The following is a 26,352-nucleotide window of genomic DNA, read 5'->3' as shown; positions in this document are numbered from 1 at the left end:
TCGTCGTCGTCCTTGGGCGAGGGCTTCTCGGTCTCCTCGGCCGCCTTCGGCTCGTGGAACTTCGGGTCGACCGGGCGGATCAACTCGTTCGCGACGAAACCGACGACCAGCAGCGAGATCATGATGTAGAACGACGTCGCGTACAAGTCAGGACCGACGTGCCCGGCCTTCTTGCCCGCGTCCGCGATGGCGTTGACGATCAGCGGCCCGAGCACGCCCGCCACCGACCACGCGGTCAGCAGGCGACCGTGGATCGCGCCGACCTGGTAGGTGCCGAACAGGTCGCGCAGGTACGCCGGGACGGTCGCGAAGCCCGCGCCGTAGAACGACAGGATCACCATCGCCGCGATCACGAACAGCGGGGTGCTGGTCGAGCCGACGGTCAGCAGCACCAGGTAGAGCAGCGCGCCGACGCCGAGGTAGAGGCGGTAGATGTTCTTGCGGCCCACGATGTCCGAAGTGGACGACCAGATGAACCGGCCGGCCATGTTCGCGGCGGAGAGCAGTGCGACGAAACCGGTGGCGGCGGTCGCGGCCACGGGCGTCGAGGACTCCTTGAAGAAGTCGACCAGCATCGGCGCGGCCTTCTCCAGGATGCCGATGCCCGCGGTGACGTTGAAGCACAGCACGACCCACAGCAGCCAGAACTGCGGCGTCTTGATCGCGTTGTTCGCGGAGACGTTGAAGCCCACGGTGGCCTTCGGCCGGTCCTTGAGCAGCGCCTCCTTCTCCGCCGTGAACTCCTTGGAGGGCAGGCGGATCAGCAGCACGCCGACGCTCATGAAGACCGCGTAGGCGATGCCGTGCACGAGGAAGGCCTTGCCGATGCCCGACGTCGACGTGGCGCCGAACGCCGTCAGCATCGAGGTCGACCACGGTGACGCGATCAACGCTCCGCCGCCGAAGCCCATGATCGCGATGCCGGTCGCCATGCCCGGCCGGTCGGGGAACCACTTGATCAGCGTGGACACCGGCGAGATGTAGCCGATGCCGAGACCGATACCGCCGACGAGGCCGTAGCCGAGGACGACGACCCAGTACTGACCGGCCCACACGCCGACCGCCGAGATCAGCAGGCCGGAGCAGAACGCGATCAGGGACATCAGCATGGCCCAGCGCGGACCCCTGCGCTCGACCGTCGTGCCGAGCACCGCGGCGGAGAGTCCCAGCATCACGATGCCGAGCTGGAACGGCAGTGCGGACTGCGTCCCGGTGATGCCGAGAGTTTTCTCCAGGGGAGTCTTGAAGACGCTCCAGGCGTAGGCCTGGCCAATGGAGAGATGAATCGCCAGTGCTGCGGGCGGAACGAGCCAGCGGTTCCATCCGGGAGGCGCGACTTGGCGTTCGCGCGCTAAGAACCCCACTTTATCCCCAACCGTCACCAAATACGCGGACCGATCGATCCTAGGCCAGGTGCACACGTGCGACAACGGGCTTGACCAAGGCTTCAGGTGTTGCACACGACGCAACCTCGGACTCTCCACTTGAGACAAAGCCCGGGACGTACCATTTGAGACGAATGGTTACCCGGTTTCAGTCCGGTTTCAGTCCGATCAGTGCCCGGCATTGGTCCGGTTTCGTCCGTTTCCGCGCACTCTGCGACGTTGACTGCACACGTGAGAGCGCTACAGTAGGCGCCGCACACGAGGGGCAGGGGTACATGACCAAGGCGATGAGGTCGCCTGGCGAAGCGCAGCACGAGTACCGGGAAATACGGGGTTTCGCGTCGTTCGACGACCCCGAGACTTTGTCGTACGTCGATTCCGACGGCAACCCGAAGTTCGAGCTCATTCGGCAGACCGACGAATTCCGCGTCCTGCGTCGACGACTCACGACGTTCATCTTCCCGATGACCGCGCTTTTCCTCTCGTCGTACCTGACGTTCGTACTGCTGTCCGCGTACGCGAAAGACTTCGTCAGCACCAAGGTGATCGGGGTGATCAACCTCGGGATCCTGCTGGGCCTCGGACAGTTTGTGACTTCGATCATCATCACGCTCGGTTATGCCCGTTACGCAAAGCGACGGCTGGACCCGCAGCGCCAATTGCTCGCAGAGATGACAGGCGTCGAGGAGTAAGGCATGCCCACCACCGGCAACCCGGTGCTGAACCTCAGCGTCTTCGCGGTGTTCGTCCTGATCACCCTTTACATCGTCTACCGCGCTTCGAGCCGGAACGTGACGGCGTCGGACTACTACGCCGCCGGCAGCTCGTTCACCGGCGCCCAGAACGGTGTGGCGCTGTCCGGTGACTTCCTGTCCGCCGCGTCGTTCCTCGGCATCTCCGGCGGTATCGCGGCACACGGCTACGACGGGTTCCTCTACTCCGTCGGCTGGGTCGTCGCGTGGCTCGTCGGCCTGCTGCTGATCGCGGAGGGCCTGCGCAACACCGGCCGCTTCACCGTCGGCGACGTGCTGGCGTTCCGGATGAGGCAACGCCCGGTGCGCGCGGCCGCGGCGAACGCGACGCTGGTGATCTCGTTCTTCTACATGATCGCGCAGATGGCGGGCGCCGGCGGCCTGATCGCGTTGCTGCTCAACGTGACCTCGAAGTGGGGCCAGGCGATCCTGATCGCCCTGGTGGGCATGGTGATGGTGCTCTACGTGCTGGTCGGCGGCATGAAGGGCACGACCTGGGTGCAGATCATCAAGGCCGTCCTGCTGCTGCTCTGCGTGACGCTGATGAGCGTGTTCCTGCTGGGCAAGTTCGGTTTCAGCCTGTCGGCGATCATGCAGCAGGCCACCGAGAACAACAAGCTCGGCGAGGCCGTGCTGGACCCCGGCGCGAAGTACGGCTTCAGCGCTATGTCCAAACTGGACTTCGTCTCGCTGGCGTTGTCACTGGTGCTGGGCATCGCCTCCCTGCCGCACGTGCTGATGCGCTTCTACACCGTGCCGAACGCCTCCGAGGCCCGCCGCTCGGTCGTCTGGGCCACGTGGACGATGGTCATCTTCTACCTGTGCACGCTGGTGATCGGCTTCGGCGCGATGGCACTGGTCGGCACCGACAAGATCGCCGCGGCACCGGGTGGCGAGAACTCCGCCGCGCCGCTGCTCGCGTTCGAGATCGGTGGCGCGGTGCTGCTCGGCATCGTGTCCGCCGTCGCGTTCGCCACGATCCTCGCGGTCGTCGCGGGCCTGACCCTGGCGGCCTCCGCCTCGTTCGCCCACGACGTCTACGCGAACGTGATCAAGCGCGGAAACGCCGAGCCGCGCAGGGAGATCCGCGTCGCCCGGCTGACGGCCGTCGTCGTCGGCATCCTGTCGATCATCGGCGGTATCGCGGCGAACGGGCAGAACGTCGCGTTCCTCGTGTCGCTGGCACTGGCGCTGGCCGCCTCGGCGAACCTGTCGACGATCCTCTACACGATCTTCTGGCGGCGCTTCAACACCATCGGCACGCTGTGGAGCATCTACGGCGGTCTGGGCTCGTGCCTGGTGCTGATCATCTTCTCGCCGGTGATGTCGGGCGCGAAGACGTCGATCTTCCCGGACATCGACTTCGCGTGGTTCCCGCTCGGCAACCCCGGTCTCGTGTCGATCCCGTTCTCGTTCCTGTGCGGGTTCCTCGCCACGATCTTCTCCAAGCGCGAGCCGGAGATGACAGCCAAGGCCGCCGAGATGGAGGTGCGGGCGATCTCCGGTATCGGCGCCCGCACCTAGCGAGTGATTTCGCTTGTGCTGCAAGACATTCACCCACCTCGGACTTATCCGGCGGGGATGATCCCGGACTCGTGGGCGATGATCGCGGCCTGCACGCGGTTGCGGACGCCCAGCTGGCGGAAGATCGTGCTGACGTAGACCTTCACGGTGCCCTCGACGACGTGGATGCGGGCCGCGATCTCCGCGTTGGACAGGCCGGCGCCGACCAGGCCGAGCACCTCGCGTTCCCGTGCGGTGAGCACCTCGATCCGTTGCGTCGCAAGCGGTCGCGGGTGTGCGCGGGAGAGCTGGTCCACCACCCGCTTGGCCACGACGGGAGACAGGAACGCGCCACCGCTCGCGACCGCGCGGACCCCGGAGATGATCTCCTGCGGGTCGCCGGTCTTCAGCACGAACCCCGCAGCGCCCTCCCCCAGCGCCCGGCTGATGTACGCGTCGTCCGCGAACGTCGTCAGCACCAGCGTCTTCGTGCCCGGATGGCACTCGCGGATCACCTTGGCCGCGTCCAGCCCGTCGAACACGGGCATGCGGATGTCGAGCACGGCGACGTCGGGCCGGTGCCGGGCGACGAGGTCGATCGCCTGGCTGCCGTTCTCGGCCTCCGCGACCACCTCGACGTCTCCGGCGGTCGCGAGCACGGCCTTCACGCCGAACCTGACCACCGGTTCGTCGTCGGCGAGCACGACCCTGATCAACCGCTCCTCCTGGCGAGCCACTGCTTGGACACGAGCCGATCATCCCGGAAGCACAGCTGGTGCAGGTCGTGGCGGTCGCCGTCGAACGGGTTGGGGTGCGTGCTGTAGTAGCGGCACTCGGTGCCGGGCGGCGCGGTGACGCCGAGCGGGTTGTCGACGCGGGTGCGCAGCGGCAGGTCCATGTCGTCCTCGTTCTGCCCGAGTTCTGCCCGTTCGAACTGCTGCGGCGTGAGAACGGACGTCACCGCGTCGAACACCATGTAGCCCGGCACGCCGAACGCGATCCCCGCGCACACGACCGATGTGATCAGCACGGTCCTGCGAGCGCTCTTGCGGAGTTCCTTCTCGGTGCGTTCGCGACGCACGTGCGTGGGCGTGTTCCGCGCGCGTGGCCGTTCCGGAAGCTTGGCCCTGACCTCGAAGCCGCCGTCGTCCGAGGGCGCCGCCTCGAACCAGCCGCCGACGAGCGCGACGCGTTCGGCCAGGCCCACCAGTCCTTTGCCGCTGCCGACCGCGTGGGTCTTCGGCGCCGGGCCGTTCGTGATCCGCAGTTCGAGGTTCGCGGTCAGGCTGACGGTGACCTTCGCGCCGGGGGCGTGCTTGATCACGTTCGTCAGCGCTTCGGCGGTCACCCGGTGCACGGTCCGCGCGATGATGCCATCGATCGCGGTCTTGCGGCCGTTGGTGAGCTCGGCGTCGAGTCCGCTTCTGGCAACGACCTCCTCGATCGTCGCGACGGGTTCGTCCTCGTCGGCCCGCAGCACCTGCATGACGTCGGCCAGCCGTTCCGCCGCGGCCGTGACGCTGGCACGGGCGGTCTTGGCGGCCTCGCGTTGTTGTGCGGTGAGCGTGGGTTCGAGTTCCAGCGCACCGGTCAGCAACGCGGCTCGCGCGAGTTCGTGCCCCACCAGGTCGTGCATCTCGCCCGCGAGCCGGGCCCGTTCGGCGTTGCGCGCGTTGTCGACGTCCCGTTCCAGCAAGGAGGCGTGCTCCCAGCCGACCTCCTGGAGTTCCCAGTAGCGCCGGCGGAACCGGCCGACCGCCCACGGCACCACGCTGAGCACGCCGATGCCGGACGTGACGGCGAGCGCGGTGTCCGATCCGCCGCGCTCGGTCAGCGCCACGACGACACCGGCGATCTCCCCGATGGCCAAGGTGATCGCGGTCGCGCGGGGGTCCTGCGCGTGCCGCCCGGCGAGGAAGCTCGTGATGGCGAGCGCGGGTGCCAGCGCGATCACGCCGGTGGCGCTGTCGAACTCGACCCGGACGAGATAGCAGACCAGCCACGCGCCCAGTGCGAGACCGAGCGCCACCGCCGGCCGGCGCGGCACGACCTTGAACGCCACCGCGAGCACGGCCAGGTACAGCACCACTTCCCAGACCGCGAGCCGGCCGGGTCGCGAGGTCGCCGCCGCGGCCACCACCAGCGACGCCGCGCAGAACCACAGAATCAGCCGAGCCCACACGGCACCCATCATCGCAGTCGCTGCATCACCACGGTCGGCGCGTCGGCGTTGGTCACCGCCCTGCGCTGCCGCTTGTCCAGCAACACCGCGATCCCCCACGACACCAACGCTCCCAGCGCCAGCCCGGCCAGGACGTCGTGTACATAGTGGACACCCACGACGACCCGCGAAGCCGCCGCCGCGATCGCGCAGACGGCCGCCACCCACCCGTAGGTCCGGTGCAGCGCCCAGATCGCCATCGCGGACGAACCGGCGATCACCGAGTGGTTGCTGGGAAACGACCAGTCACCCGGCTCCGGGCACTCCGCGATCGACGGCGCGGTACGACAGGGCCGTTCCTCCTGCACCACGAGCTTGATGACCTCGCTGATCGCGTAGGCCACCACCACACCGGCTCCGGCGAGGAACGCCCGCAGCCTGTGTTTGAACCACAGCAACAAGAACATCAGCGCGAACACACCGAGCACCGCGTCGGTACCCACAGTCAGCCAAGTCACTCAGCCGAACCTACGAAGGCCGCGGCGTGAGCGCCCCTGCCGTTCGGAACCGATCGGACCTGACTTTCGACAAGGTCCGCCACGGCGCGAAGGTCGTGCAGCTGCTCGGGCTGCACCCCGAGGCGTGGGAGTTCTGGCAGACGCCGGCCAACGCCAAGGCGCTCGCCGCTCCGATCTGGACGGACAAGACGTCGCTCACGAACATCGGCATCATGATCGGCGCCGCCATCGCTGCGGCGGCGGCCGGAGCGTGGAAGATTCACAGCAGTGTTCCGTGGAGGACGGCGCTCGCGGCCGTGCTGGGAGGTGTGCTGATGGGCATCGGGGCTCGGCTCGCCGGTGGCTGCAACATCGGCGCGTACCTCGGCGGCATCTCCGTCGGGTCGCTGCACGGGTGGCTGTGGGGCGTGTTCGCGCTGGCCGGCACGTGGATCGGGCTGAGGCTGCGGCCGTTGTTCGGGCTCGCGAACCCGCAACCGAGCGACTCGGTGTGCTGATCCGGCGCGCGGCCATCGCACTCGTCCAGGTCCTCGGCCTGGCCGTGTGGTTCTCGATGTCCGCCGTCGTTCCTTCTCTGCGGGTCGAGTGGGGCATCAGCGCGGGCGCGGCGGTGTGGCTGACCGCGTCCGTGCAGCTCGGGTTCGTGGTCGGCGCGGTCGGGGCCACGGTGCTCAACCTGGCCGACCGCGTCCGCCCGCACCTGCTGATCGCGTGCTGCGCGGCGGCCGGCGCGGCGTTCACGCTGGTGCTCGGGCTGTTCGTGGACGGGCTGGCCGCCGCGATCCCGTTGCGGTTCCTGACCGGGGTGGCGCTCGCGGGCGTCTACCCGGTGGGCATGAAGCTGATGGCGTCCTGGTCGGAGACCCGCACCCGCGGCCGTGCCCTGGGTGTGCTGATCGGAGCGCTGACTCTGGGGTCGGCACTCCCCCACGTGTTCGGGCAGCTGCCGTGGCGCGAGGTGCTCGTCGCTGCCGCCCTGATCGCGTTTCTCGGTGCCGTGGTCGCGCTTCTGTTCGTGCGGCCGGGGCCGTACGTGAGTGGGACGACCGCACAGCTCAACCCGCGTTATGCCGTGCAGATGTTCCGCGAGCGCAAGCCTCGGCTGGTGAACCTCGGCTACTTCGGCCACATGTGGGAGCTGTACGCGCTGTGGACGTGGCTGCCGACGTTCCTGCTGAGCTCACGGGAACCCGTTGGCCTCACCGTGTTCCTGACGATGGGCGTGGCGGGGTTCGTCGGCTGTCTCGTGGGCGGCTGGGCGGCGGACAGGTTCGGCCGCGCACCCGCCGCCGTCGGAGCCCTGACGGTGAGCGGACTCTGCTGCCTGCTCTCGCCCCTGGTCTGGGGCACGCCGCTGCTGATCGCGTTCTGCGCGGTCTGGGGCGCCTCGGTGATCGCGGACTCCGGGGTGTTCTCGGCGTCGCTGAGCGAGGTCGCCGACCCGCGCTACGTCGGGACGGCCCTCACCGCGCTGACCGCCGTCGGGTTCGGCCTGACCGTGGTCAGCATCCAGCTCGTTCCGCTGCTCGCCGAGGTCGTGACCTGGCGTTACGCGTTCCTGCTGCTCGTACCCGGCCCGGTGATCGGCGCGCTCGCCATGCTCAGGACCAGGTCGTAGTAACCGTCTGGGTTGTCCGCGCCGGACTGTGTTTTGAACGAGTAGGCAGTACAGGCAGAGTGCTCCCCCGAGGGAAGCGCCGGGGCGCCCGAAGTGGGTTGTTGGGCGAGGCAGCTGCGTGATCGACTCGCCGGAGTGCTTCCAGGCCTGGCAGTACACATCGACGAGGTACTCGCGGGACTCGGTGGGCTGACCCACATGTCGCCGTTCTCCCAGAACGAGCCGTCCTCGTCCACGGCAGCGTGATCGGCGCGGGACGGATGGCGCTGTCGCCGAGGTAGCCGAACTCGATGCCGATCAGGTGTTTACCAAGGTCGAGCAGGTTGGTGTCGCTGGGCACGAGCGGGCGGCGCACGTCGTGTTCGGCGAGTCCATCCAAAGAGGACAGGATGGAGTGGCGCGAGTTCTGCGGGTAGTGCTGAAGGTTCTCAGCAATCATGCGGTCGACACTAACGTTGCACGGCGAGGACTTCCTTCGGTTTCGCCACGGTCTCCTGGGGTGGCCGCAGCACGTCCGGCGCGGTGCCCCACTGGCTGTAGACGGCGGTGAGACACGCTTGCTGTTTGTCGGGTGACGGCCCGCTCTGCTCGACCCGGACCACGCGGTTCTCGTCGTCCACCTCGACGACGAGCCGGACGTCGCCGTTGGCGTAGCCGCCCGAGTGCGGCACCCCGCCCGCGCTGAACACGTACCGGCCGCCATCCTGTTCGGTGAGGCGGACCGTGTCGCGGTCGATGTCGCCGAACAGGTTGCCGGGGTGGTAGTCCTGCGTGGCCATCGACAGGTCGCTGGAGTACGGCCCCACCCAGGGCGCGTCGTTGAGCCCCATGCTGGAGAACGTCTTCCCGGGCGGCATGGTGAGCCCGCTGTGCTGCAGGTAGCCGTCGTCGCCCACGGTCACCCAGCGGTAGTCGGTGGTGCGGTACCTGTTCTCGACGTGCGCGGTCACGTCCTCCTGCGTCGTGGCGCCGCCGCTGCCGACGTGGTGCACGCCCGCGTAGGACTGCCTGCGCGGATCCTTGCCCTCGACCTCGATCTTGACGTCGAACCGCACCGACCCCTGCCTCTGGGCGGTCTGCCGCCACTCCTGGAGCAGCGCTACGGGGTCCGCGGGCGTGGTCGAGCAGGCGGTCAGCACCAGCAGCAGGGACAGGGCCAGACGCATGGCGCGAGTCTGGTCGATCTCCGGCGCGGACCACGTCACTTTCGACTGACTCACGGACCGTGACCACAGGTCAGCTGCGGATCGCTTGAGCGGCGCTCAAGTTTCGCTGGAGCGGCCCATCGTCTAGGACACAAGCTGACCTCAAGTGGTCCTAGAGTCCTTCATGTCGGGACAAACGAGCGAAGGACAGAAGCGATGACCACCACCGAGATCCTCACCGGCGAGCGCGCGGACCTGCTCGAGACCCTCAAGCAGCACCGCTGGTTCCTGACGTTCACCGCGCAGGGCCTGAGCGACGAGCAGGCGGCGTCGAGCCCGACGGCCAGCGCGCTGAGCATCGGCGGTCTGATCAAGCACGTCGCGTCGGTCGAGGAGAACTGGGTCAAGTTCATCGAGCACGGCACCTCGGCGATGGAGTCCGACCCCGAGTCGAAGGACTACGAGAACCACGAGGCGAACTTCCGGATGGAGCCGGGCGAGACGCTGGAGAGCATCATCGCCCGCTACAACGAGGTCGCGGCCTACACCGACAAGCTGGTCGAGACGGTCGACATGGACCTCTCCCACGCGCTGCCGGCCGCCCCGTGGTTCCCCGAGGGCAAGACGTGGTCGGCGCGGCGCGTGTTCGTGCACATCGTGGCCGAGACCTCGCAGCACGCGGGCCACGCGGACATCATCCGCGAGACGATCGACGGTCAGAAGACCATGGGCTAGTCGTTCGGCGGGCTGAAGGTCGAGAGGAACTGGTCCCGGAAGTCGCTCATCCGCGACACCGGGGCCGACCCTCCCGGCTTGATCCCGTCGTCCCACTTCCAGCCCGCGACCTGGTCCATCACGGCCGGGTCCTTGGCGACGATGGTGATCGGCACGTCCCGCGACGCTCCTTCGCCGGTCACCATCTGCGCGGGCTGGTGGTCGCCGAGGAACACCATCACCAGGTTCTCGTCGCCGTACTTCTCGACGTAGGAGAGCACGGACTCCAGCGAGTACGAGATGGAGTGCGCGTAGTCGGCGCGCACGGCCGCCGGGTCGCGGCCGAAGATCGACTCCGGCGGGTCGTTCGAGGCGGGCATGGTCGAGTAGATCGAGCCGTCGCCCAGCTTGTCCCACTCCACCGAGTCCGGCGTCGGTGACCACGGCGCGTGCGAGGACACCATCGGGATCGCCGCCATCACCGGGCCGTGGGCCTTCGAGCGCTCGTTGCGTTGGAACGACTCCAAGGTGAACTGGTCTGGCGTCGTCGCGTAGCCGAAGCGCGGGCCCTTGTAGCCGAGGTCCTGGGCGGCGTAGATCTGGTTGTAGTGGAAGAAGTCGCCTTCCGGCCACGCCTGCGTGATGCCGGGGACGACACCGACCGAGCGCCACGACGACTCGCGGAACGCCCGCGGCAGCGTCAGCCGGTCGGAGGCCACGAGGTTGCGGTAGCGCTGCTGGTTGTCGATCCACAGCCCGGACAGCAACGTCGCCTGCGCCATCCAGCTGCCACCGCCCGCGGTCGGCGAGGTCAGGTACGCGGAGCGGGCCGAGTAACCGGCCGCCTTCAGGCGATCGTTTCCCTGAGCGAGCTTGGCCGCGACGTCCGGCATGTCGAGGGCCGACTTGCCGTAGCTCTCCACGAACGTGAAGACGACGTCCTTGCCCTGCAACGAGGACAGCAGCCCGGGGTGGCCGCGGAACGCGTCGACCGAAGCCTCCGCCGCGAACACCTCCCGGTCGTTCAGACCGGCTTGCACGCGGCGCGCGTGATCCACCAACGAGGTGGCGGCGGCGTCGGAGTAGACCGGAACCCCAGGCACCGCAAGCGAAACACAGGCGACGGCGACCAGAGCCACGGCGCGGATCGCGATCGGGCGCCGTCCGGCGGCCACCGAACTGAGGCGCTGCACCGAGATCGCCGCCAGGAACACGATCCCGGCGACCAGTGCGACCGCGAGCGCGACGGCCAGGACCGAGGCGAAGCGGCCGAACGTCACGTCCACGAAGTCGATGGCCGGCACCAGCAGCGGCCAGTCCAGCACGAGGTCGAACGGCCGGTACAGCACCATGTCGAAGCCGATGTCCATGATCTTCACGACCGTGAACAGGCCCAGCGCGATGCCACCGACGATGGCCGCGGGCTTGCGGAACCGGTCCGGCAGCAGCACCAGCACCATCACGCCGATGAGACCTTCGAGCGGCACGCGCAGGAACGACTCGAAGGAGAACTTCTCGAGGTCGCTCGGTGCGATGAGCACGAACAACACGAACAGCCCTGCCAGGACCGTGACCGTCCGCCGCAGCAACATCCTCACCGAGATTCCCCTTTCCGGACCCTATGAGGTAAACGCGGCGCGGCCCGCGAACGGTTCACCTGCTCTACCATCGGTTCTCGTGACCCGCCCGCACGTTCTGCTGAGCGTCGCCGTCAGCCTCGACGGCCACATCGACGATCGCGGCACCGAGAGGTTTCCGCTTTCCAACGACGAGGACTTCGATCACGTCGACCGGATGCGCGCGGAGTCGGACGCGATTCTGGCCGGGGCCGAGACGTTGCGCCGCGACAACGCGCGACTGCTCGTCTACAGCGACGAACGACGCGCGCGGAGAATAGCGGACGGCAAACCGGAGTTCCCGCTGCGAGTCACCGTCACCCGGAGTGGCCAACTAGATCCTGACCTGCGGTTCTGGCACTGCGGCGGCGAACGGTTGGTCTACTCGCGGTGTGCGGAGACCACGGTCGGGCATCTCGCCGAAACGAAGACCTTCAGCGAATTCTCAGAGATTCTGGACGATCTCGGCGCACGCGGAGTGAGAAAGCTCATGGTCGAAGGCGGCACGAGCATTCACACGGCGTTCCTGCAAGCCGGACTGGCCGACGAGATCCGGGTGGCGGTGGCACCGATGCTGATCGGGCAGGCGACGGCCCCGCGTTTCGTGAATCCCGCCGAATTCCCCGGTGGACCGGCACGCCGATTCCACCTGGAGGACGTCACGAAAGTCGGGGACGTCGCGGTGCTCCGCTACTTCCCGAAAGTCACTTCCTGACGAGCTTGAACACGCCGAAGATCTGCTCGCGGCGGTAGACCGCGATCACCAGCGCCCACACCATGAAGATCAGCGGCATCAGCGCGTCGTCGAACCCGCCGTTGGTGACCAGGGTCAGCTCGGTCAGCGCCGCGCCGGCCATGATGCCCGCGAGGCCCAGCGCCGCGAGGCCGCAGATGCGCGGGATGAGCAGGCCGATCGCGGTACCGATCTCCAGAACACCGGTGAAGTAGCGGAACCACTGGCCGAAGCCGATGTCGTCGAACTTGGCGACGAACGAGTCGGTGAACAACGCGTAGCCGTTCATCACGAACTGCACGGCGAGCGCGATCTGCAGGATCCAGACGACGATGTTGCCGATCTTCGCCGCGGTCGAGGTCTGCTCAGGCATGGCGGGATTGTCCCACCGGGACAGCGGCGTTGTTCCACAGCCAGAGCACATCGCGACCGAACGACCACACCAGCGATGCCAGCGCGAGACCGACGAGCACGGCCGCGTACGGCAGCAGGCCGGAAGCCGCGACGACGAGGAAGATCCCCTGGACCGCGGCCACGACCTTGCGGGCGTAGCTACCCGGCAGCGGTGCGTTCATCCAGCGGAAACGCCAGGAAGCGGCCACGAACACGTACCGCATGAGCCCGATCGCGAGCACCCACGGACCCATGTGCACGGCGACGTACGCGCTGAGCACGAGGATCAGGAACGCGTCGACCTCCATGTCGAACCGGGCTCCCAGAGCGGTCGAGGTGCCCGTGCGGCGAGCGACCTGACCGTCCACCCAGTCGAGTGACAACGCGACGGCCGCCAGCGTCACGACCAGCGCGACCGGCACGTCCTGCCCGGCGCGGTCCGCGACCAAAGCGGTCACAGCGCCGACCATCAGGCCACGGGCCAGCGTGACGCGGTCAGCCGGTCCCAACGCCGAGGTGCGGTGCCGTTGCATGCCGTAGCCGAGGAACGCCCACGTGGCGAACCCGTAGGCCAGACCGGCCGCCCAGCCGAGCGGCCCGAGACCGGTTGTGGCGGCGACCACGCCCAGCGCGAGGACCTGAAGTCCCGCCCAGATGGCAGGCTCCCGGAGGACGGGTGCCGTCCTGGTGTGCTGAAGTGTGATCATCAGGTGCCCCTAACGAACTTCGTGCGGCGGAGGTGTTGTGAGTGACACGTACGGCGAGTGCCTTTTGGCTCAATGATTCGGGAAAAGGGGAAGTTCGGCAGGTCACACTGGCCGAGCCCGGTCCCGGTGAGGTCGAGGTGCGCACGCTGTTCTCCGGCGTCAGCCGCGGCACGGAGACCCTCGTGTTCCGCGGTGGCGTGCCGGAGAACCAGTACGCGGTCATGCGGGCCCCCTTCCAGGAGGGCGACTTCCCGTGGCCGGTGAAGTACGGGTACCTCAACGTCGGCGTCGTCGAACACGGGAACCTGCGCGGGCGCACGGTGTTCTGCCTCTATCCACATCAGACTCGTTACGTGGTCCCGGAAACCTCGGTCACGCTCGTGCCCGAGGCCGTTCCAGCCGAACGAGCGGTGCTGGCGGGCACCGTGGAGACCGCGGTCAACGCGGTGTGGGACGCGCGGCCGCTGATCGGCGACCGGATCGCGGTGGTCGGCGGCGGCATGGTCGGGTCGAGCATCGCGGCCGTGCTGGCGACGTTCCCCGGTGCCCGTGTCGAGCTCGTGGACGCCGATCCGGCTCGCGAGGAGATCGCCCGCAAGCTCGGTGTCGGGTTCGCCTTGCCGGGCAACGCTCTCGACGGCTGTGATCTGGTCTTCCACGCCAGTGCGACCGAACCCGGCCTCACCACCGCTTTGAACCTGCTCGCGCCGGAAGGCCGCGTGATCGAGCTGAGCTGGTACGGCGACAGGAAGATCTCCGTGCCGCTGGGCGAGTTCTTCCACTCGCGCCGGCTCACGATCCGCAGCAGCCAGGTCGGCACGGTCGGCCGCCCGGACCGCACCTACGCCGAACGCATGGCGGTCGCGCTCGATCTGCTGGCCGACGACAGGTTCGAGGCGCTGATCACGGGCCACAGCGCGTTCGAGGAGCTCCCGGACGTGATGCCGAGGCTCGCCGATAGCGAGATTCCGGCTCTGTGCCACCGGATTGACTACGGTCAGGCTCATGTTTCCGAGTGACACCACGGTCGACGTCCGCGGCAGGAGCGTCGCCGTGCTCCCGGTCGGCAGCACCGAGCAGCACGGCCCGCACCTGCCGCTGGCCACGGACTCGGTGATCGCCTGGACCATCGCGTCGGAGATCGCGGCGAGGTATCCGGTCCGGCTGCTGCCGCCGATCCAGTTCTCCTGCTCGCAGGAGCACGCCGGCTGGCCCGGGACCGTCAGCATCTCCGCGAGCACGTTGATCTCAGTGGTCACGGACATCGCGGAGTCCTTGCGGCGCAACGGTGTCACGAACGTGGTCCTCGTCAACGGCCACGGCGGCAACTACGTGCTGTCCAACATCGTGCAGGAGGGCGAGGGTCTGGCGTTGTTCCCCGGACGGGACGACTGGGCGTTCGCGCGGGAGAAGGCCGGCATCGAGACCTCGGCGTACAGCGACATGCACGCCGGTGAGCTGGAGACCTCGATCCTGCTGCACGCGCACCCCGATCTGATCCGTCCCGGTTATGAAGACTCTGACCACCTGGCGGAGGACCGGCGGCACATGCTCACCCTGGGTCTGGCGCCGTACACGTCCTCCGGCGTCATCGGGCGGCCCTCGCTCGCGTCAGCGCGCAAGGGCGAGCTCCTGCTCGCGGGGCTGACCGAGTCGTTCCGTCACTACCTGGACCTTTTCGGTCTTCCGGCGTGAGAGGAACAGCACGACCGCGCCGGGCAGCGCGGCGATGAGCGCCAGCACGCCGTAGACGATGCCGGTGGTGAAGCCCTGCGCGGCGCCCAGACCGGCGGCACCGAACGCCACCGCGAGGAACGCCTCGCGCGGGCCGAACCCGCCGATGTTCACCGGGATGGCCATGATCAGCAGCGCCAGCACGACGACCGGCGCGAGCTGGGCGATCGTGGCGTCCGACCCGGCGGCGCGGGCGGCCACCAGGAACATCGCGACGTAACCGGCGACCGTGGCGGCGGACAGCCCGATGACGGCGGGCCAGGTCCGCAGCGACAGGAGCCTGATGCCGTCCGCGAGGGTGTGGACCAGGACGCGGCGTACCGGCCCGATCTGCCAGCCGACGACCGCGGCAACGGCCAGACCGGCGAGAACGAGCCCGGCGGTGGTGCCGTCCGGAGCGAGGTCGAGGCCGGGCGCGGGGTGCGTGAGCAGCACCGCGAGCCCGATCCCGATGAGCACGATCTGACCGGCGAAGCGCTCGAAGAACACGGCGCGCACACCCCGTCCGACGTCGCCCGACTCACGGCCGTGGTTGACCGCGCGATGCACGTCACCGAGCACGCCCGCGGGCAGCACGGCGTTGACGAGCTGGGCGCGGTAGTAGTCGCTGACCGCGGACTTCAGGGACAGCGACAGGCCGAGGCGGCGCGCGACGAGCACCCAGCGACCCGCGCTGAGCACCGTCGTCACGAGCCCGATCGCCAGTGCGGCGGCGACGGAGAACGCGTCGATCGCGCGCAGTCCGTCGAGGAACGCCCCGGTGCCCAGGCGCACGCCCAGGGCCACCAGGATCGCCAACGCCAGCACCAGGCGAAGCCACGGCCAGAACTTCTTCATCAGACAGCCCTCGGTATCGCTAGCAGGTCGACGTGGTGGACCGTCACGGAGGCCGTTGACCTGCGGCGCAGGTACTCGGAGGCCTCGGTGGCGAGTGTGGGTTCCTGCTCCACCGCGGCGTCGACCCAGCCCTTCAGCCACTCGGACTGCAGGGCATCGCCGTGCATCCGCCAGGGGCTCTGAGCCGTCCGAACCGAAGCGCCGGCTGCCACGAATGCCTCTTCGGCAGCGGCAGGAGCATCAGGTCCGAGCAGACGGCGCCCGTCCACGACGCGGCGCTGGTGAGCGTTGAACGCGTCCTGGAAGGCGGCGTCGAGCGGCTCGGCCGGATCGATGTCGATCCGGCCTGCCACCGAGAGCGTGAACAGAGCGGGCACATGTGCTTCTACGCATGCAACCGCCAGAGCGTTCATCTCGTTAGCAGTGAGCAAGTCGAGCAACGCGGAGCAAGTGACCAGGTCAGCGCCTGCGATGTCGGCGGCTTTGAGTGACGTGAGGTCGCCCTCACGCGTCTCGACGGTGACGTTCTCGAAGGCGCTCATGCCGGCCTCCGCCAGCCCGAGCAGCCGGGGGTCGCGGTCGTGCAGCACCCAGTGCTGTACGCCGCCGAGCCTGCCGGCGAGCCATCGTCCCATCGATCCCGTTCCACAACCGAGGTCACGGATCGTCAGGGGGTTTCGGTTCACCAGAGTTTCGCGGACCACATCAGCGAGCTCGGTCGAGCGTGCGGTCGCGTCGGCGATTTCCCGCAGTGCCAGCCATTCCGGGGCGAAGGTCATGGCCGGAGCGTAGCCAGCACCCTCCGCAGGTCCTCTGTGGATTCGTCCCAAGTGGACAGAACGGCTCGCCGGGCGAGCGCCTTCGAGCGCAGTTCAGCCCGGAAATCCTGATCTTGAAACCAGCGCGTTAGTGCAGCTTCCAATGCATTTTCGTCCCCGGCGGGAATGAGCAGACCGCCGTCGCCGAGCGCGTCGGGGACAGCGCTCGCGATGACCGGCAGACCGTGGGCGAGCGCCTCGGTGACGACCATGCCGTAGGTCTCGTTCCTGGAGGCCAGCACGAAGAGGTCCGCGCGGTCGTACGCGCTGGTCAGAGCCTCGCCGGCGAGCGGTCCGGGGAAGCTGACGCGCTCGTCTCGCGGGAGTTCGCGCAGGAACGGCCGGTGCGGGCCCACGCAGGTCAGCCGCCAGTCGCGTTCGATCCGCCGCAACGCTCCGACCAGCAGGTCGTGGCCTTTGCGGGGTGTGATGGACGCGACGCAGAGCAGGTGGTGGACGCCGTCCGTGCCGCGCGCCGGGGGCGCCGGATCGGTGCCGGGAACGACGACGTGGACGTGGTCGAGCCCGTGCCGTCGCTCGAGGTCGCGGGCGGCCGTCGGACTGGTCGCGACGACTGCGCTCGCGGCCCTCAGGACCTGCCCTTCCCGCGCGTCGAGGTCGCGGGCCACCTCCGGGTCGAGGCCTGTCTCGTCGGCGAGCGGCAGGTGCACGAGCACGGCGAGCCTGAGCCGTCGGGCGTGAGGGACGACGACTTCGGGTACTCCACAGCCGACCAGGCCGTCGAGGAGCACGACGTCACCGTCGGGGATCGCCGCAAGCGTTTGCCACAACGCGGTGGTGTCGCTCGGACGCGGCCAGTCACCAGCGACGGTCAGACGGTTCAGGCCCGCGCTCACGCGCAGGTCGTAGACGTTGCCGCCGCTGGGACTGCCCGGATCCTCGACGTCAGCGGGAAGGACGAAGTGCACGTTCGTAGCCGGCCCACGCCACATGGGACTCGTGAAGTGTGACGGCGATCGCATCGATCCCGTGAGCGCCCTCACCCAGAGAACCCTCGGAGATCTTGTCCGCGAGCTGGTCCGCGATGTGCTTCGCGAGCCACTCCGTGGAGGTGTTGATGCCCGCGAACTGGGGTTCTTCGTCCAGGTTGCGGTAGTTGAAGGCGGCCAGGACCTTGTTCAGCTCCTGGGTCGCGAGTCCGATGTCGACGACGATGTTGTCCGAATCGAGCTCAGCACGTTTGAACGTTGCGTCCACCAGGAACGTTGCTCCATGCAGACGTTGTGCCGGACCGAAGACTTCGCCGCGGAAACTGTGGGCGATCATCACGTGATCGCGGACGGTGATGCTGAACAGGATGACCTCCGCTGTGCGGTCGGGTTACGGTGCGACCTCCATCCGAGCGTAGCTGCACGTTCGGAAGGCGCCTGGTGACAAGGGGACCGGAGATGTTCGAACAGGCCTTCAACGAGGAAGACGTTGCGGAGTCCGATCTGGTGACACGGCGTGGCACCTTCCGCGCAGTCGCGTTCCGCGCGGACGGTCACGAGCACATGGCGCTGGTCTACGGCAAGACGAAGCTGCGTGAGAACGTCCTCGTGCGCATCCACTCCGAGTGCATGACCGGAGACATCTTCGCCGCCATGCGCTGTGAGTGCGGCGAGCAGCTCGACGCCGCGCTGAACACCATCGTGCGTGAGGGCAATGGCATCCTCGTCTACCTGCGCGGACACGAAGGCCGCGGAATCGGTTTGGTGTCGAAGATTCGCACGCACGTGCTCCAGGACGCCGGACTGGACACGTTGGACTCGGCCACGTCGCTCGGTCTGCCCGTCGACGTGCGCGACTACTCCCCCGCGGCTCGCGTGCTCAAGCATCTGCGCGTGCAGTCCGTGCGGCTGATGTCCAACAACCCGGACAAGATCGCGGCGCTGGAGTCCCACGGAATTTCGGTGACGGCGCGCGTGCCGTCGTTGATGACCCCCAACGCCCACAACATCGCCTACCTGACGGCGAAGCGGGACCGGCTCGGGCACGACCTGCCCCAGGTCGACGAGTTCACGACGCTGCCGCATGCCCGCTGACCATTGCTTTCCCAGCATGTGGCGCTCAGAATGTCCCGATGCTGGCGCTGCGGGCAGGGCGTGCGTTCGACGGTGAGCGGTCGATCGCGGGACCCGTCACGGTCATCACCGAGAACGGGACGATCAAGGCCGTCGAGCAGGGCCATCCGGACGTCGCCGGTGCCGAGGTCGTCGATCTCGGCACCGCCACCGTCCTGCCCGGACTGATCGACACCCACGTTCACCTGGGCGCGGACAGTGAGAACGGCGCGCTGGACCGGCTGCCCGACTTCACCGCCGAGCACCTGGACGCGGTCATCAAGGACAGCCTCGAACGCCAGTTGCGGGCCGGCGTGACCACCGTCCGCGACCTCGGTGACCGGCAGTGGTCTGTGCTCGAGCAGCGGTCCAAGCACCGTCAGCGCGTCCTCGCGTCCGGCCCGCCCATCACCTGCCCACGCGGGCACTGCTGGTCGATGGGCGGCGAGACCAGCGGTGACGACGCGCTCCGCCGGGCGGTGCGCGACCGCGCCGAACGGCAGGCCGACGTCGTCAAGATCATGGCCAGCGGCGGGTTCGCGACGCCCGGTACCGCCGTCGACGACTGTCAGTTCACCGAACACGAGCTCCGCGTGGTCGTGGAGGAGGCCCACTCCCACGGCCTGCCGGTGACCGCCCACGCGCACAGCCTGGCCGCGGTGCAACGGGCCGTGGCCGCGGGCGTGGACGGCATCGAGCACTGCACGTGCCTCACCGATCGAGGCATGCAGATGCCGGTGGAGCTGATGGACGCGCTGGCCGAGGCGGACATCGCCGTCTGCCACACCCTCGGCAACACGCAGGATCCGCCGCCGCACGTCATGGAGGCGTTCGAACGTGCCGGGATGAGCATCCCGGCGAAGCTGAACATCGTGGGTCGCATGCACGACCACGGCGTCCGGGCGGTGTCCGGCACCGATGGCGGGATCGGGGCGGGCAAGCCGCACGGGATCACCGCCCACGCCCTGGCTCAGATGATCGAGGCGGGCGTCCCGAACGCGGTCGTGCTCGCCAGTGCCACCAGCCAGGCGGCGAAGGCTTTGAGCGTCAGCAAAGGCGTGCTGAAGCCTGGCTGGGATGCTGACATCATTGCCGTGCAAGGAGATCCCATGAGGGACATCACGGCGTTGCACCACGTGACCACCGTGGTGATGGGCGGTCAGATCGCGACGACCGTCTTGCCGACCGACCGTCGCGAGTAGACGTGGTCCACCGCGTCGAGTGCCTCTGACAGCGGGAAGACCTTGCCCACCGGGGCTTTCAGCGTGCCTGCCTCGACCATGACACGCAGCTCGTCGAAGACGACGCCGAGCTCCTTCGCCATCAGCGGCACGAACTTCCTGGACGAGAACGGGTTCAGGAACAACGCGCCGATCGACTTGTGGAACCCTCCCGTGATCGATCCCCCTGTCTCCGCGCCGACCAGCACGATCCGGCCGCCCTCGTTCGTCGCCCTGCGCAGCCTGGACAACGGCCTGGCGCCACCGCAGTCGAGGATCAGGTCGTACGTGCCGGTGAAGTCCGCCACCGTGTAGTCGAAGACCTCGTCGGCGCCCAGCGACCTGGCCAGCTCGACCTTGCGCGTGCTGCACACCGCTGTCACGTGTGCGCCAAGGGCTTTCGCGATCTGGACGCCGTACGAGCCGACGCCGCCACCGGCGCCGAGCACCAGAACCCGTTGCCCCGGCTGGACTCCGCGCAGTCCCTCCAGCGCCGTCCCGCCCGAGATCGGGAGCGCGGCCGCCTCGGTGAAGGAAATCCCCTCCGGTTTGCGCGCCAGCCGGGAGACCGGAGCGACGGCGTGTTCGGCGAACGACCCCTCGCACGTGCCGAACACCTCGTCGCCGATCTCGAACCCGGTCACGCCGGGCCCGATCTCCGTCACCACACCGGCGACGTCCCGTCCCGGTACCGGGGACTTCGGCCCGCGGAACCCGAAACCGAGGAACCGCAACAGGTACGGCTTCCCGGTGAGCAGGTGCCAGACGCCCATGTCGACGCCCGCCGCCCGCACCTCCAGCAGAACCTCGCCCTTCCCAGGCACAGGCACATCGAGGTCACCGAACACCGCCGATCCGTATCTTCGTTGTACGACAGCCTTCACAGCTCTTCCTCCTCCGGGTACTGGAACACCTCTTCTAGCGACACCTTGAACACGCGTGCGATCTTGAAGGCCACTTCCAGCGAGGGCGAGTACTTCCCCTGCTCGATGGCGATCAACGTCTGCCGCGTCACACCGACGGCCGTGGCGAGATCGGCCTGCTTCATCTCGCCGTGCGCGAACCGCAGGGCGCGGAGGGAGTTCGTGACCTTCGTCGGCTTCACGCCATCCCCCGCTGGTAGAACATGATCTTCGCCAACGAGCCCAGCACCGCGGACAGCACGAAGCACAGGTAGAGCACGTTGGCGATCCAGAAGTACGGCGCCTCGAACATCGCGAGCACCATCGCGGACATACCACCGATGACGACGAACGACTGACCGATACCGTCGCCGATCCGGCCGATCTCGCGGTCCCGTTCGTCGGCCTGCAGCCCGTCGTTGCGCGAGGCGATGCCGAACCAGATGCCCGACACGATGCCGGCGACGATCCCGAGTGAGATCGTCCACACCATCGCGCTGATGTACGGCGCCTCGACCAGCGGACGCCCTGCCGCTCCAGTCAGGACAAGCCCGACGTACACGGCATAACCGACCACGGCGATGACCGCCAAGGCCCAGGCCTGCTTCTCCTCGAACGCCATGGTCCCGCTCCTGATGTCAAAGAAACCTGACATCACCAAGGTAAAGCGAAGCAGACACCATGTCAAACATCTTTGACTTAACCTTTTCGTGATCAAGGCGTCCGTATGGCGGTCGACTACCTCCGATCGGACCCATTAGCGTGCGGCGCATGCTCCGTCCGATCCTTGTTGCGTGCGCGCTTGCCCTCACGGCATGTGGCCATGCAGTGACGGCGGAACCACCCGCCGCAGCACGCACGCAGCCGTCACACACCCCCGCGGCAGCACCTCTCGTCGCGACCCCCGAGGTCTGCCCGCTGCCCGACAGCGGGTTCGAGTGCGACTTCCAGAAGCGCGTGAAGGCCGCCCAGGACTACGCCGAGACCAGGCCGGGATCCGTCGGTTTCGTGCTGCGCGACCGCAAGAGCGGGGCGATCTGGCGCAACGACCACTCGGGCGACATGACGTGGACCGCGTCGACGATCAAGCTCGCGATGGTCGTGAACCTCCTGGAGCGCCACCGCGCCGGCAAGATCAAGCTGAGCAGCGACGACCGCAAGCTGATGAACGCGATGCTGCACACGTCCGACGACGACGCGGCGGACTCGCTGTGGAAGAAGTACAACGGCACGACGTTCAACGCGGCGTTCGGCAAGTACGGAATGACCGATTTGGTGCCACAAAAGGGATATACGGCCACATTCCCCTACTGGGGCTTCGAGAAGTGCACCGCGAACGACCTCGACCGCCTGATGAACTACATCCTCGACACCGTCCCCGCGGACGACCGCGAGTACATCCTCGGGCAGATGCGCGAGGTCGGTCCCGTGCAGCAGTGGGGCGTCTGGGGACCGGACTCCGGCGTGAAGAACGGCTGGTCGGAGGAAGAGGGCGGCTGGGTGATGAACTCGGTCGGGTTCGTCGGGCAGGACGCGCGGTACACCCTCGCGATCATGAACAACCTCAAGGGCGAAGGCGCCTACGACGAGGGCCGCGCAACGGACACGGAGATCACCCGCATCCTCTTCCGCTGAAGCGTCAGTGGGGTGTCAGACCGCGTTGCTACCGTGGTGAGCGACCTGTTCAGACACTGGGGAAGGGGTCGCTGTGCCGGACAGAAGGGCACAAATCGAGCAGAAGATCCGTGCTTTCCAGGAGCAGGCCGCCAGGGCCGGCCAGCTCAAGGACAAGATCGCGGAACTGCGCGGCCAGGCTCGTAGCGGTGACGGCTCCGTCACCGTGACCGTCGCGCCGTCGGGGGCCGTGCTGGGGTTGCAGCTCAGTCCGAACGCGATGAAGTACAGCCACACGCAGTTGCAGCAGGAGATCCTCGCCACCATCAGGGCAGCGACGCAGCAGGCCGCGCAGGCGTTGCAGGACACCGTGACGCCGGTGCTGGGTGATCAGGCCGAGCGGTTCAAGGACGCGTTCAGCGCGCACTCGGCCGTGATGATGCCCGAGGCTCCCACGCCGAACGCGGCCCCGAACGTGCCGCAGAACGTGACGCCGCCCGCACCGCCCGCCGGGAACCGTCCGAGGCCGAGACCGGTCTCAGACGATGACGACTTCGGCGGCAACTCGATCCTGAGGTGATGGGGGCATGACGGGATTCCAGGTGCAGGGTGGTGCGCTCACGGCGCACGGCCAGGGTTCGCGGGAGGCCGCAGGCCACTTCGGACAGTTGGCGACCCTGCTCGACCAGGCGCGCGTGAGTGATGACTGCTTCGGTCCGCTCGGCGAGCTCATGGCGTTCAAGTACTTCGAGGGCCTGCAGGAATGCCAGGAGATGGCCAACAAGGCCAAGGGCTTCCTGGAGGGCGTGGCCGAGCGCACCGACCAGACCGCGCAGACCTACCGCGACGTCGAGGACGCGATCCACCAGGGGCTGCAGAAGTTCGGCAGTGGCGGCCCTGGTTCGTTCGCCGACCTGAACAGCGCGGGCAACGGCAACCGCAAGAGCGACTTCGAGCAGAACGCCGGCTACGGCAGCTCGTGGGCGAGCACGAGCGGCGACATCTCGCGCGCCGGTAGCCCGCCGGACGTGGCCATCGCGGCGGTCAACGCGCGCATGGAGCAGCTCAAGTTCGTGATGAGCCCCGGCCAGTCGTTCATCGACAACGGCCTCGGGTTCCTGATCGGCATCGTGATCAGCCCGATCGTCGAGCTCGTGCTCGAACCCGCGATCGGGGACCCCGAGCAGATGCGCAGCACCGGCACCGGCTGGGGCAAGGTCGCGGACTGGGTGAAGCAGACCGGCGAGCACGAGAAGACCCGCGCCGCCGCGACGTCGCAGCCGTGGACCGGGCAGGCGGGCGACAAGTTCCGCAAGCAGATGGACGAGTTCGGCGCGGGCGCGGAGGCGTTCTCGAACGAGATCCGCGGCCTTCAGCAGATGCTGGAGCTCGCCGCCGATCTCTTCGACGCGTTCGTCGAGATCTGCATCGACATCCTGCAAGAGCTGGTCATGGGCCTGATCATCGAGTGGCTGGCCGCACTGGCCGCGTCGTGGATCACCGCCGGCGCCTCGATGGCCGCCGCGGGCGTCGCCACCACCGCCCAGGTCGGCGGCACGATGGCGCGCCTCGGCCTCAAGGTGAAGCAGCTGCTCGGCAAGCTCAAGCCGTTGATCGACAAGCTCGAGGACCTGCTCCAGGCGCTGCGCAAGGGTCCGTTGCGCAAGCTCGTCGAGAAGGCCGAGGGCCTGCGCGACGGCAACATGGCCGAGAAGTGGCTCATGCGCCAGATCGACGCGAACCCACTGGCCAAGATCGTCACCAAGGCCGACCCGGCGACGATGGCGTCCAAGACCGCCAACCGCTTCGCCGGCCGGTTCGGCGTCGACGGCCCCGGTGCGGACTCGCTGACGACGAACCTCACCGAGGCGGGCCTGCGCACGGCGGGCCTGAGCGGCACGACCCACGTCCCGACCGCCATCACCAACGGGATCCTGGAGAATGCTCCCGGTATCGCCGTCGAGCAGGGCATCAAGTACGGCTACAACAAGGGTCAGGACCCGTCCTCCGACGAGGACCGTGCTGACGCCATGAACCGAGGATTCGAGTACGAGTGATCTTCGCGGCGCCCCTGGGCCCCGGCCACGTCGCCCGGCAGCAGGTCTGCCGGGCGGGCGAGTCGCTGGTGTGGGCGATGTACCGGCGGACCTTCTACTACGCCGTCGACGGCCTCGACCAGCTCGGCGCACCAGGCCGTTCGTTGTTCGCCCGCGGTGCTTCCGCTGTGGGCCGGGGCGTGGGCGATCTCGCGCTGACGATGCTGGGCGGCGGTGGCGACTCGGGCGACGACAAGGCCCTGGCCGGCGATCACCTGGTGTTCGGGCCTTCTGCCGGTTCCCTGGCCGCTTCGGCGATGTCGCGGTTCGAGCCCGGCAAGCGCGTGGATCGGTTGTGGGCGTTGACGTCCTCCCGGCTGGTGATCGCCGAGCGGCACCTGGCCGCTGAGCCTGTCGAGGAGAAGTCGTTTCTGGGCAAGGCGATCGGGTTCGGCCGCGAGGTCGGCAAGATCCTCGCCGACAACCGCAGGAAGTACGGCGAGCACGTGGAGGGCGAGCCCGTCGCAGTGCCGGACTACCGGGCCGTGGCGGAGTTCCCGCGCGCCCAGATCGCCTCGGTCTCGCCCGGCCGCGTGACGTTCGTCGACGGCTCGGGCTTCGAGTTCCTGCTGGAGACTCCTGCTGTCTCGGACGACGAGGTCGTCGTCTCGGAGCTGACGAAGTTCTGGCTGCGCCCCGGCGAACGCCTGGTGCTCGGCCTGCCCCCGATCGTCGGCTACGTGGGCGGCGTCGTCGGCGGCGAGTTGCGGCTGCCTCTCGTCGCTTCGAGCCCGATGCCCGCGCTGGAACTGGACAAGCAGCGCTGGCCGTTGCCCGCTCCCCCGTCACCGCAGGACTGGACCGACGACCCGACGCTCGGCTACTGGGTCGACGCGCCCGCCGCCTCGTGCCTCGCCGTGTCGCTGGCGGACCACTTCGCCTTCAGCCGCGGCAACGCGCGACTCGCCGTGAGCGACCAGCGCGTGGCCGTCGTCTACCCGACGCATCTGTTCGAGGCCAAGCCTTCCAGCGTGTTCACCACGTTCGCCGAGATCCCCAGCGGCGCCGTGCGATCGCTGGAAACCCCTTACGCGGGAGCAAGTCTGCCCGCGCGGCCGGTGGTCCGGCTGACGTTCGCGGACGGCTCGGCGCTGGCGCTGCGCCGTCAGTCCTGAGTCGACTCCCACAGGCACAGCACGGAACCCTCGCTGTCCTTGACGTACTGCGAGAACCCGAAGTCGCCCACGCGTTCCTTGGCGTTGAGCAGCACGCCGCCGGCCTCTTCGACCTTCCGCGCCACGTCGTCGACGCTCGGCACGTCGATGATCAGCACCGGCCCCCGCACGAACTCGTTCCGCGGCGAGATACCGCCATCGGCATCACTGACGTCGACGGGCTCACCCGCGGTGTCGACGAGCACGTAGTCGAACGGCAACTGCCGCGCCGACCACCCGAAGACGTCGCGGTAGAAGGCCGTCGCACGCCCGAGATCGTCAGCGGGCAGCTCGAACTTGACCCTGGTCATCGCGCGAGATCCGGCACCTGGGCGACGAGCTCCTCCGGCGCCGACAACCGCCACGCCTCGAAGACGAGCTCCTTCATCTCGTCCGCCTCGATGCCTTCGAGGTACACCACGACCCAGCCGAACCCACCGGCCGTGAACTGCACCTCGAACACCTCGGGCCGTTCCGCCACCAGCGCCAGCTGCTCGGACAGCGTCTGCTTGAGCCCGACCGTCTGCGTGCGCGGCCAGTAGTAGCCGAACAACTTGCCCCGCACGCGGAACGAGTCGTACTGCTGCCCGGACGACCGTTGCACCTCGGCGAGTCCGTCCACGATCTTGAAGAGCTGCTTGCTCGTTGTCGCCACTGCCGACCCCCAAA

At 68.1% G+C, this 26,352-nt stretch carries 30 protein-coding genes and 2 pseudogenes; 14 read left to right on the top strand and 18 right to left on the bottom strand.

All coding sequences use genetic code 11. From position 1 onward, the window contains the following. Positions 1 to 35: 35 nt before the first annotated feature. A pseudogene (locus tag BM417_RS24010) lies at positions 36 to 1,364 on the bottom strand (OFA family MFS transporter); the annotation flags it as partial. Between the two features lie 296 nt (positions 1,365 to 1,660). On the opposite strand from BM417_RS24010, the gene BM417_RS24005 reads away from it, so the two are divergent. Next, positions 1,661 to 2,077 (top strand): DUF485 domain-containing protein, encoded by a 417-nt coding sequence (locus BM417_RS24005; protein WP_093598522.1) that lies wholly within the window; start codon positions 1,661 to 1,663, stop codon positions 2,075 to 2,077. 3 nt (positions 2,078 to 2,080) lie between these two features. After that, the gene (locus tag BM417_RS24000) at positions 2,081 to 3,661 is read left to right on the top strand and encodes a solute symporter family protein (protein WP_093598519.1); all 1,581 of its coding nucleotides are present in this window, start codon (positions 2,081 to 2,083) and stop codon (positions 3,659 to 3,661) included. A 44-nt stretch (positions 3,662 to 3,705) separates the two neighbouring features. Here BM417_RS24000 and BM417_RS23995 read toward each other — a convergent pair whose 3' ends face one another. Genes BM417_RS23995 through BM417_RS23985 form a run of 3 tightly spaced genes read right to left on the bottom strand, consistent with a single transcriptional unit; the run spans position 3,706 to position 6,319 of the window. Next, on the bottom strand, positions 3,706 to 4,356 hold the full coding sequence (locus tag BM417_RS23995) for a response regulator (RefSeq protein WP_093599291.1): 651 nt from the start codon (positions 4,354 to 4,356) through the stop codon (positions 3,706 to 3,708). Then, positions 4,353 to 5,822 carry a sensor histidine kinase gene (locus tag BM417_RS23990; RefSeq protein ID WP_177320570.1) on the bottom strand — a complete coding sequence of 490 codons (1,470 nt, stop codon included), beginning with the start codon at positions 5,820 to 5,822 and terminating at the stop codon, positions 4,353 to 4,355. Before BM417_RS23990 ends, BM417_RS23995 begins: the two co-directional genes overlap by 4 nt. A gap of 8 nt (positions 5,823 to 5,830) precedes the next feature. Continuing rightward, positions 5,831 to 6,319: a phosphatase PAP2 family protein gene (locus BM417_RS23985; RefSeq protein ID WP_143138784.1), complete on the bottom strand. Its 489-nt coding sequence runs from the start codon at positions 6,317 to 6,319 to the stop codon at positions 5,831 to 5,833. An 83-nt stretch (positions 6,320 to 6,402) separates the two neighbouring features. On the opposite strand from BM417_RS23985, the pseudogene BM417_RS23980 reads away from it, so the two are divergent. Both BM417_RS23980 and BM417_RS23975 read left to right on the top strand, forming a co-directional pair. Then, a pseudogene (locus BM417_RS23980) lies at positions 6,403 to 6,816 on the top strand (YeeE/YedE thiosulfate transporter family protein); the annotation flags it as partial. Further along, positions 6,810 to 7,937, top strand: coding sequence for an MFS transporter (locus BM417_RS23975; protein WP_218164538.1), 1,128 nt, complete (start codon positions 6,810 to 6,812; stop codon positions 7,935 to 7,937). The pseudogene BM417_RS23980 and the gene BM417_RS23975, both read left to right, overlap by 7 nt. Here BM417_RS23975 and BM417_RS50320 read toward each other — a convergent pair. Further along, positions 7,921 to 8,376 (bottom strand): mycothiol transferase, encoded by a 456-nt coding sequence (locus tag BM417_RS50320; protein ID WP_177320569.1) that lies wholly within the window; start codon positions 8,374 to 8,376, stop codon positions 7,921 to 7,923. The two genes, BM417_RS23975 and BM417_RS50320, sit on opposite strands and share 17 nt — an antisense overlap. Positions 8,377 to 8,386: 10 nt before the next feature. After that, on the bottom strand, positions 8,387 to 9,157 hold the full coding sequence (locus tag BM417_RS47905) for a hypothetical protein (RefSeq protein WP_177320568.1): 771 nt from the start codon (positions 9,155 to 9,157) through the stop codon (positions 8,387 to 8,389). Between the two features lie 141 nt (positions 9,158 to 9,298). On the opposite strand from BM417_RS47905, the gene BM417_RS23965 reads away from it, so the two are divergent. Further along, complete coding sequence (locus BM417_RS23965; RefSeq protein WP_093598510.1) at positions 9,299 to 9,817, top strand: DinB family protein; 519 nt, start codon at positions 9,299 to 9,301, stop codon at positions 9,815 to 9,817. Here the strand turns inward: BM417_RS23965 and BM417_RS23960 are convergent. Continuing rightward, on the bottom strand, positions 9,814 to 11,388 hold the full coding sequence (locus tag BM417_RS23960) for an alkaline phosphatase family protein (protein ID WP_093598507.1): 1,575 nt from the start codon (positions 11,386 to 11,388) through the stop codon (positions 9,814 to 9,816). The genes BM417_RS23965 and BM417_RS23960 overlap by 4 nt on opposite strands. On the opposite strand from BM417_RS23960, the gene BM417_RS23955 reads away from it, so the two are divergent. Beyond that, entirely contained in the window at positions 11,366 to 12,127 is a 762-nt protein-coding gene (locus tag BM417_RS23955; RefSeq protein WP_245822129.1) for a RibD family protein, read from the top strand. The two genes, BM417_RS23960 and BM417_RS23955, sit on opposite strands and share 23 nt — an antisense overlap. On the opposite strand, the gene BM417_RS23950 is transcribed toward BM417_RS23955, so the two are convergent. Further along, complete coding sequence (locus BM417_RS23950; protein WP_093598501.1) at positions 12,117 to 12,518, bottom strand: DoxX family protein; 402 nt, start codon at positions 12,516 to 12,518, stop codon at positions 12,117 to 12,119. The genes BM417_RS23955 and BM417_RS23950 overlap by 11 nt on opposite strands. Further along, entirely contained in the window at positions 12,511 to 13,245 is a 735-nt protein-coding gene (locus tag BM417_RS23945; protein ID WP_093598498.1) for a CDP-alcohol phosphatidyltransferase family protein, read from the bottom strand. Before BM417_RS23945 ends, BM417_RS23950 begins: the two co-directional genes overlap by 8 nt. A gap of 41 nt (positions 13,246 to 13,286) precedes the next feature. Between BM417_RS23945 and BM417_RS23940 the strand changes: the two genes are divergently transcribed. Both BM417_RS23940 and BM417_RS23935 read left to right on the top strand, forming a co-directional pair. Then, positions 13,287 to 14,264: a zinc-dependent alcohol dehydrogenase gene (locus tag BM417_RS23940; protein ID WP_093598495.1), complete on the top strand. Its 978-nt coding sequence runs from the start codon at positions 13,287 to 13,289 to the stop codon at positions 14,262 to 14,264. Further along, positions 14,251 to 14,940, top strand: a complete 690-nt coding sequence (locus tag BM417_RS23935) for a creatininase family protein (protein WP_093598492.1) — start codon at positions 14,251 to 14,253, stop codon at positions 14,938 to 14,940. Before BM417_RS23940 ends, BM417_RS23935 begins: the two co-directional genes overlap by 14 nt. Here BM417_RS23935 and BM417_RS23930 read toward each other — a convergent pair. The 4 genes from BM417_RS23930 to BM417_RS23915 are packed head-to-tail and all read right to left on the bottom strand — an operon-like array spanning position 14,857 to position 17,951. Then, entirely contained in the window at positions 14,857 to 15,816 is a 960-nt protein-coding gene (locus BM417_RS23930) for a lysylphosphatidylglycerol synthase transmembrane domain-containing protein (RefSeq protein WP_093598489.1), read from the bottom strand. The genes BM417_RS23935 and BM417_RS23930 overlap by 84 nt on opposite strands. After that, positions 15,816 to 16,595, bottom strand: coding sequence for a class I SAM-dependent methyltransferase (locus BM417_RS23925; protein WP_093598486.1), 780 nt, complete (start codon positions 16,593 to 16,595; stop codon positions 15,816 to 15,818). The genes BM417_RS23930 and BM417_RS23925 overlap by 1 nt, the downstream gene beginning before the upstream one ends. Next, entirely contained in the window at positions 16,592 to 17,563 is a 972-nt protein-coding gene (locus tag BM417_RS23920; protein WP_245822128.1) for a glycosyltransferase family 4 protein, read from the bottom strand. Before BM417_RS23920 ends, BM417_RS23925 begins: the two co-directional genes overlap by 4 nt. Further along, a complete protein-coding gene (locus BM417_RS23915) occupies positions 17,541 to 17,951 on the bottom strand; it encodes a 6-pyruvoyl trahydropterin synthase family protein (protein ID WP_093598480.1) in 411 nt (136 codons plus the stop codon). The genes BM417_RS23920 and BM417_RS23915 overlap by 23 nt, the downstream gene beginning before the upstream one ends. Positions 17,952 to 18,043: 92 nt before the next feature. Here BM417_RS23915 and ribA point away from each other — a divergent pair, with 92 nt between their 5' ends. Then, complete coding sequence (gene ribA / locus BM417_RS23910; protein ID WP_093598477.1) at positions 18,044 to 18,679, top strand: GTP cyclohydrolase II; 636 nt, start codon at positions 18,044 to 18,046, stop codon at positions 18,677 to 18,679. Positions 18,680 to 18,717: 38 nt separating this feature from the next. Then, positions 18,718 to 19,899 carry an amidohydrolase family protein gene (locus BM417_RS23905; protein ID WP_093598474.1) on the top strand — a complete coding sequence of 394 codons (1,182 nt, stop codon included), beginning with the start codon at positions 18,718 to 18,720 and terminating at the stop codon, positions 19,897 to 19,899. Here BM417_RS23905 and BM417_RS23900 read toward each other — a convergent pair. From BM417_RS23900 to BM417_RS23890, 3 genes are read right to left on the bottom strand one after another with little or no spacing between them, the layout of a single operon-like run. After that, complete coding sequence (locus BM417_RS23900) at positions 19,857 to 20,801, bottom strand: NAD(P)-dependent alcohol dehydrogenase (protein WP_093598471.1); 945 nt, start codon at positions 20,799 to 20,801, stop codon at positions 19,857 to 19,859. The genes BM417_RS23905 and BM417_RS23900 overlap by 43 nt on opposite strands. Then, positions 20,798 to 20,965 carry a helix-turn-helix transcriptional regulator gene (locus BM417_RS23895; RefSeq protein WP_093599283.1) on the bottom strand — a complete coding sequence of 56 codons (168 nt, stop codon included), beginning with the start codon at positions 20,963 to 20,965 and terminating at the stop codon, positions 20,798 to 20,800. The genes BM417_RS23900 and BM417_RS23895 overlap by 4 nt, the downstream gene beginning before the upstream one ends. Before the next feature lie 53 nt (positions 20,966 to 21,018). After that, the gene (locus tag BM417_RS23890; RefSeq protein ID WP_093598468.1) at positions 21,019 to 21,441 is read right to left on the bottom strand and encodes a hypothetical protein; all 423 of its coding nucleotides are present in this window, start codon (positions 21,439 to 21,441) and stop codon (positions 21,019 to 21,021) included. Positions 21,442 to 21,647: 206 nt separating this feature from the next. Here BM417_RS23890 and BM417_RS23885 point away from each other — a divergent pair, with 206 nt between their 5' ends. From BM417_RS23885 to BM417_RS23870, 4 genes are all read left to right on the top strand, one after another. Then, positions 21,648 to 22,454, top strand: a complete 807-nt coding sequence (locus BM417_RS23885) for a serine hydrolase (RefSeq protein WP_245822127.1) — start codon at positions 21,648 to 21,650, stop codon at positions 22,452 to 22,454. A 73-nt stretch (positions 22,455 to 22,527) separates the two neighbouring features. Then, complete coding sequence (locus tag BM417_RS23880) at positions 22,528 to 23,013, top strand: YbaB/EbfC family nucleoid-associated protein (RefSeq protein WP_093598466.1); 486 nt, start codon at positions 22,528 to 22,530, stop codon at positions 23,011 to 23,013. 7 nt (positions 23,014 to 23,020) lie between these two features. Beyond that, complete coding sequence (locus tag BM417_RS23875) at positions 23,021 to 24,490, top strand: WXG100 family type VII secretion target (RefSeq protein ID WP_093598463.1); 1,470 nt, start codon at positions 23,021 to 23,023, stop codon at positions 24,488 to 24,490. After that, the gene (locus BM417_RS23870) at positions 24,487 to 25,644 is read left to right on the top strand and encodes a hypothetical protein (RefSeq protein ID WP_093598460.1); all 1,158 of its coding nucleotides are present in this window, start codon (positions 24,487 to 24,489) and stop codon (positions 25,642 to 25,644) included. Before BM417_RS23875 ends, BM417_RS23870 begins: the two co-directional genes overlap by 4 nt. Here the strand turns inward: BM417_RS23870 and BM417_RS23865 are convergent. Both BM417_RS23865 and BM417_RS23860 read right to left on the bottom strand, forming a co-directional pair. Then, positions 25,635 to 25,994, bottom strand: coding sequence for a VOC family protein (locus tag BM417_RS23865; RefSeq protein WP_093598457.1), 360 nt, complete (start codon positions 25,992 to 25,994; stop codon positions 25,635 to 25,637). The genes BM417_RS23870 and BM417_RS23865 overlap by 10 nt on opposite strands. Next, positions 25,991 to 26,338, bottom strand: coding sequence for an MmcQ/YjbR family DNA-binding protein (locus tag BM417_RS23860; protein ID WP_093598454.1), 348 nt, complete (start codon positions 26,336 to 26,338; stop codon positions 25,991 to 25,993). The genes BM417_RS23865 and BM417_RS23860 overlap by 4 nt, the downstream gene beginning before the upstream one ends. Positions 26,339 to 26,352 lie beyond the last annotated feature (14 nt).

This window comes from Lentzea waywayandensis (genome assembly GCF_900115955.1).
GTDB classification, from domain to species: domain Bacteria; phylum Actinomycetota; class Actinomycetes; order Mycobacteriales; family Pseudonocardiaceae; genus Lentzea; species Lentzea waywayandensis.
Note: the sequence above shows the minus strand (reverse complement) of the source record. Positions and strands in the feature narration are given on the sequence as shown.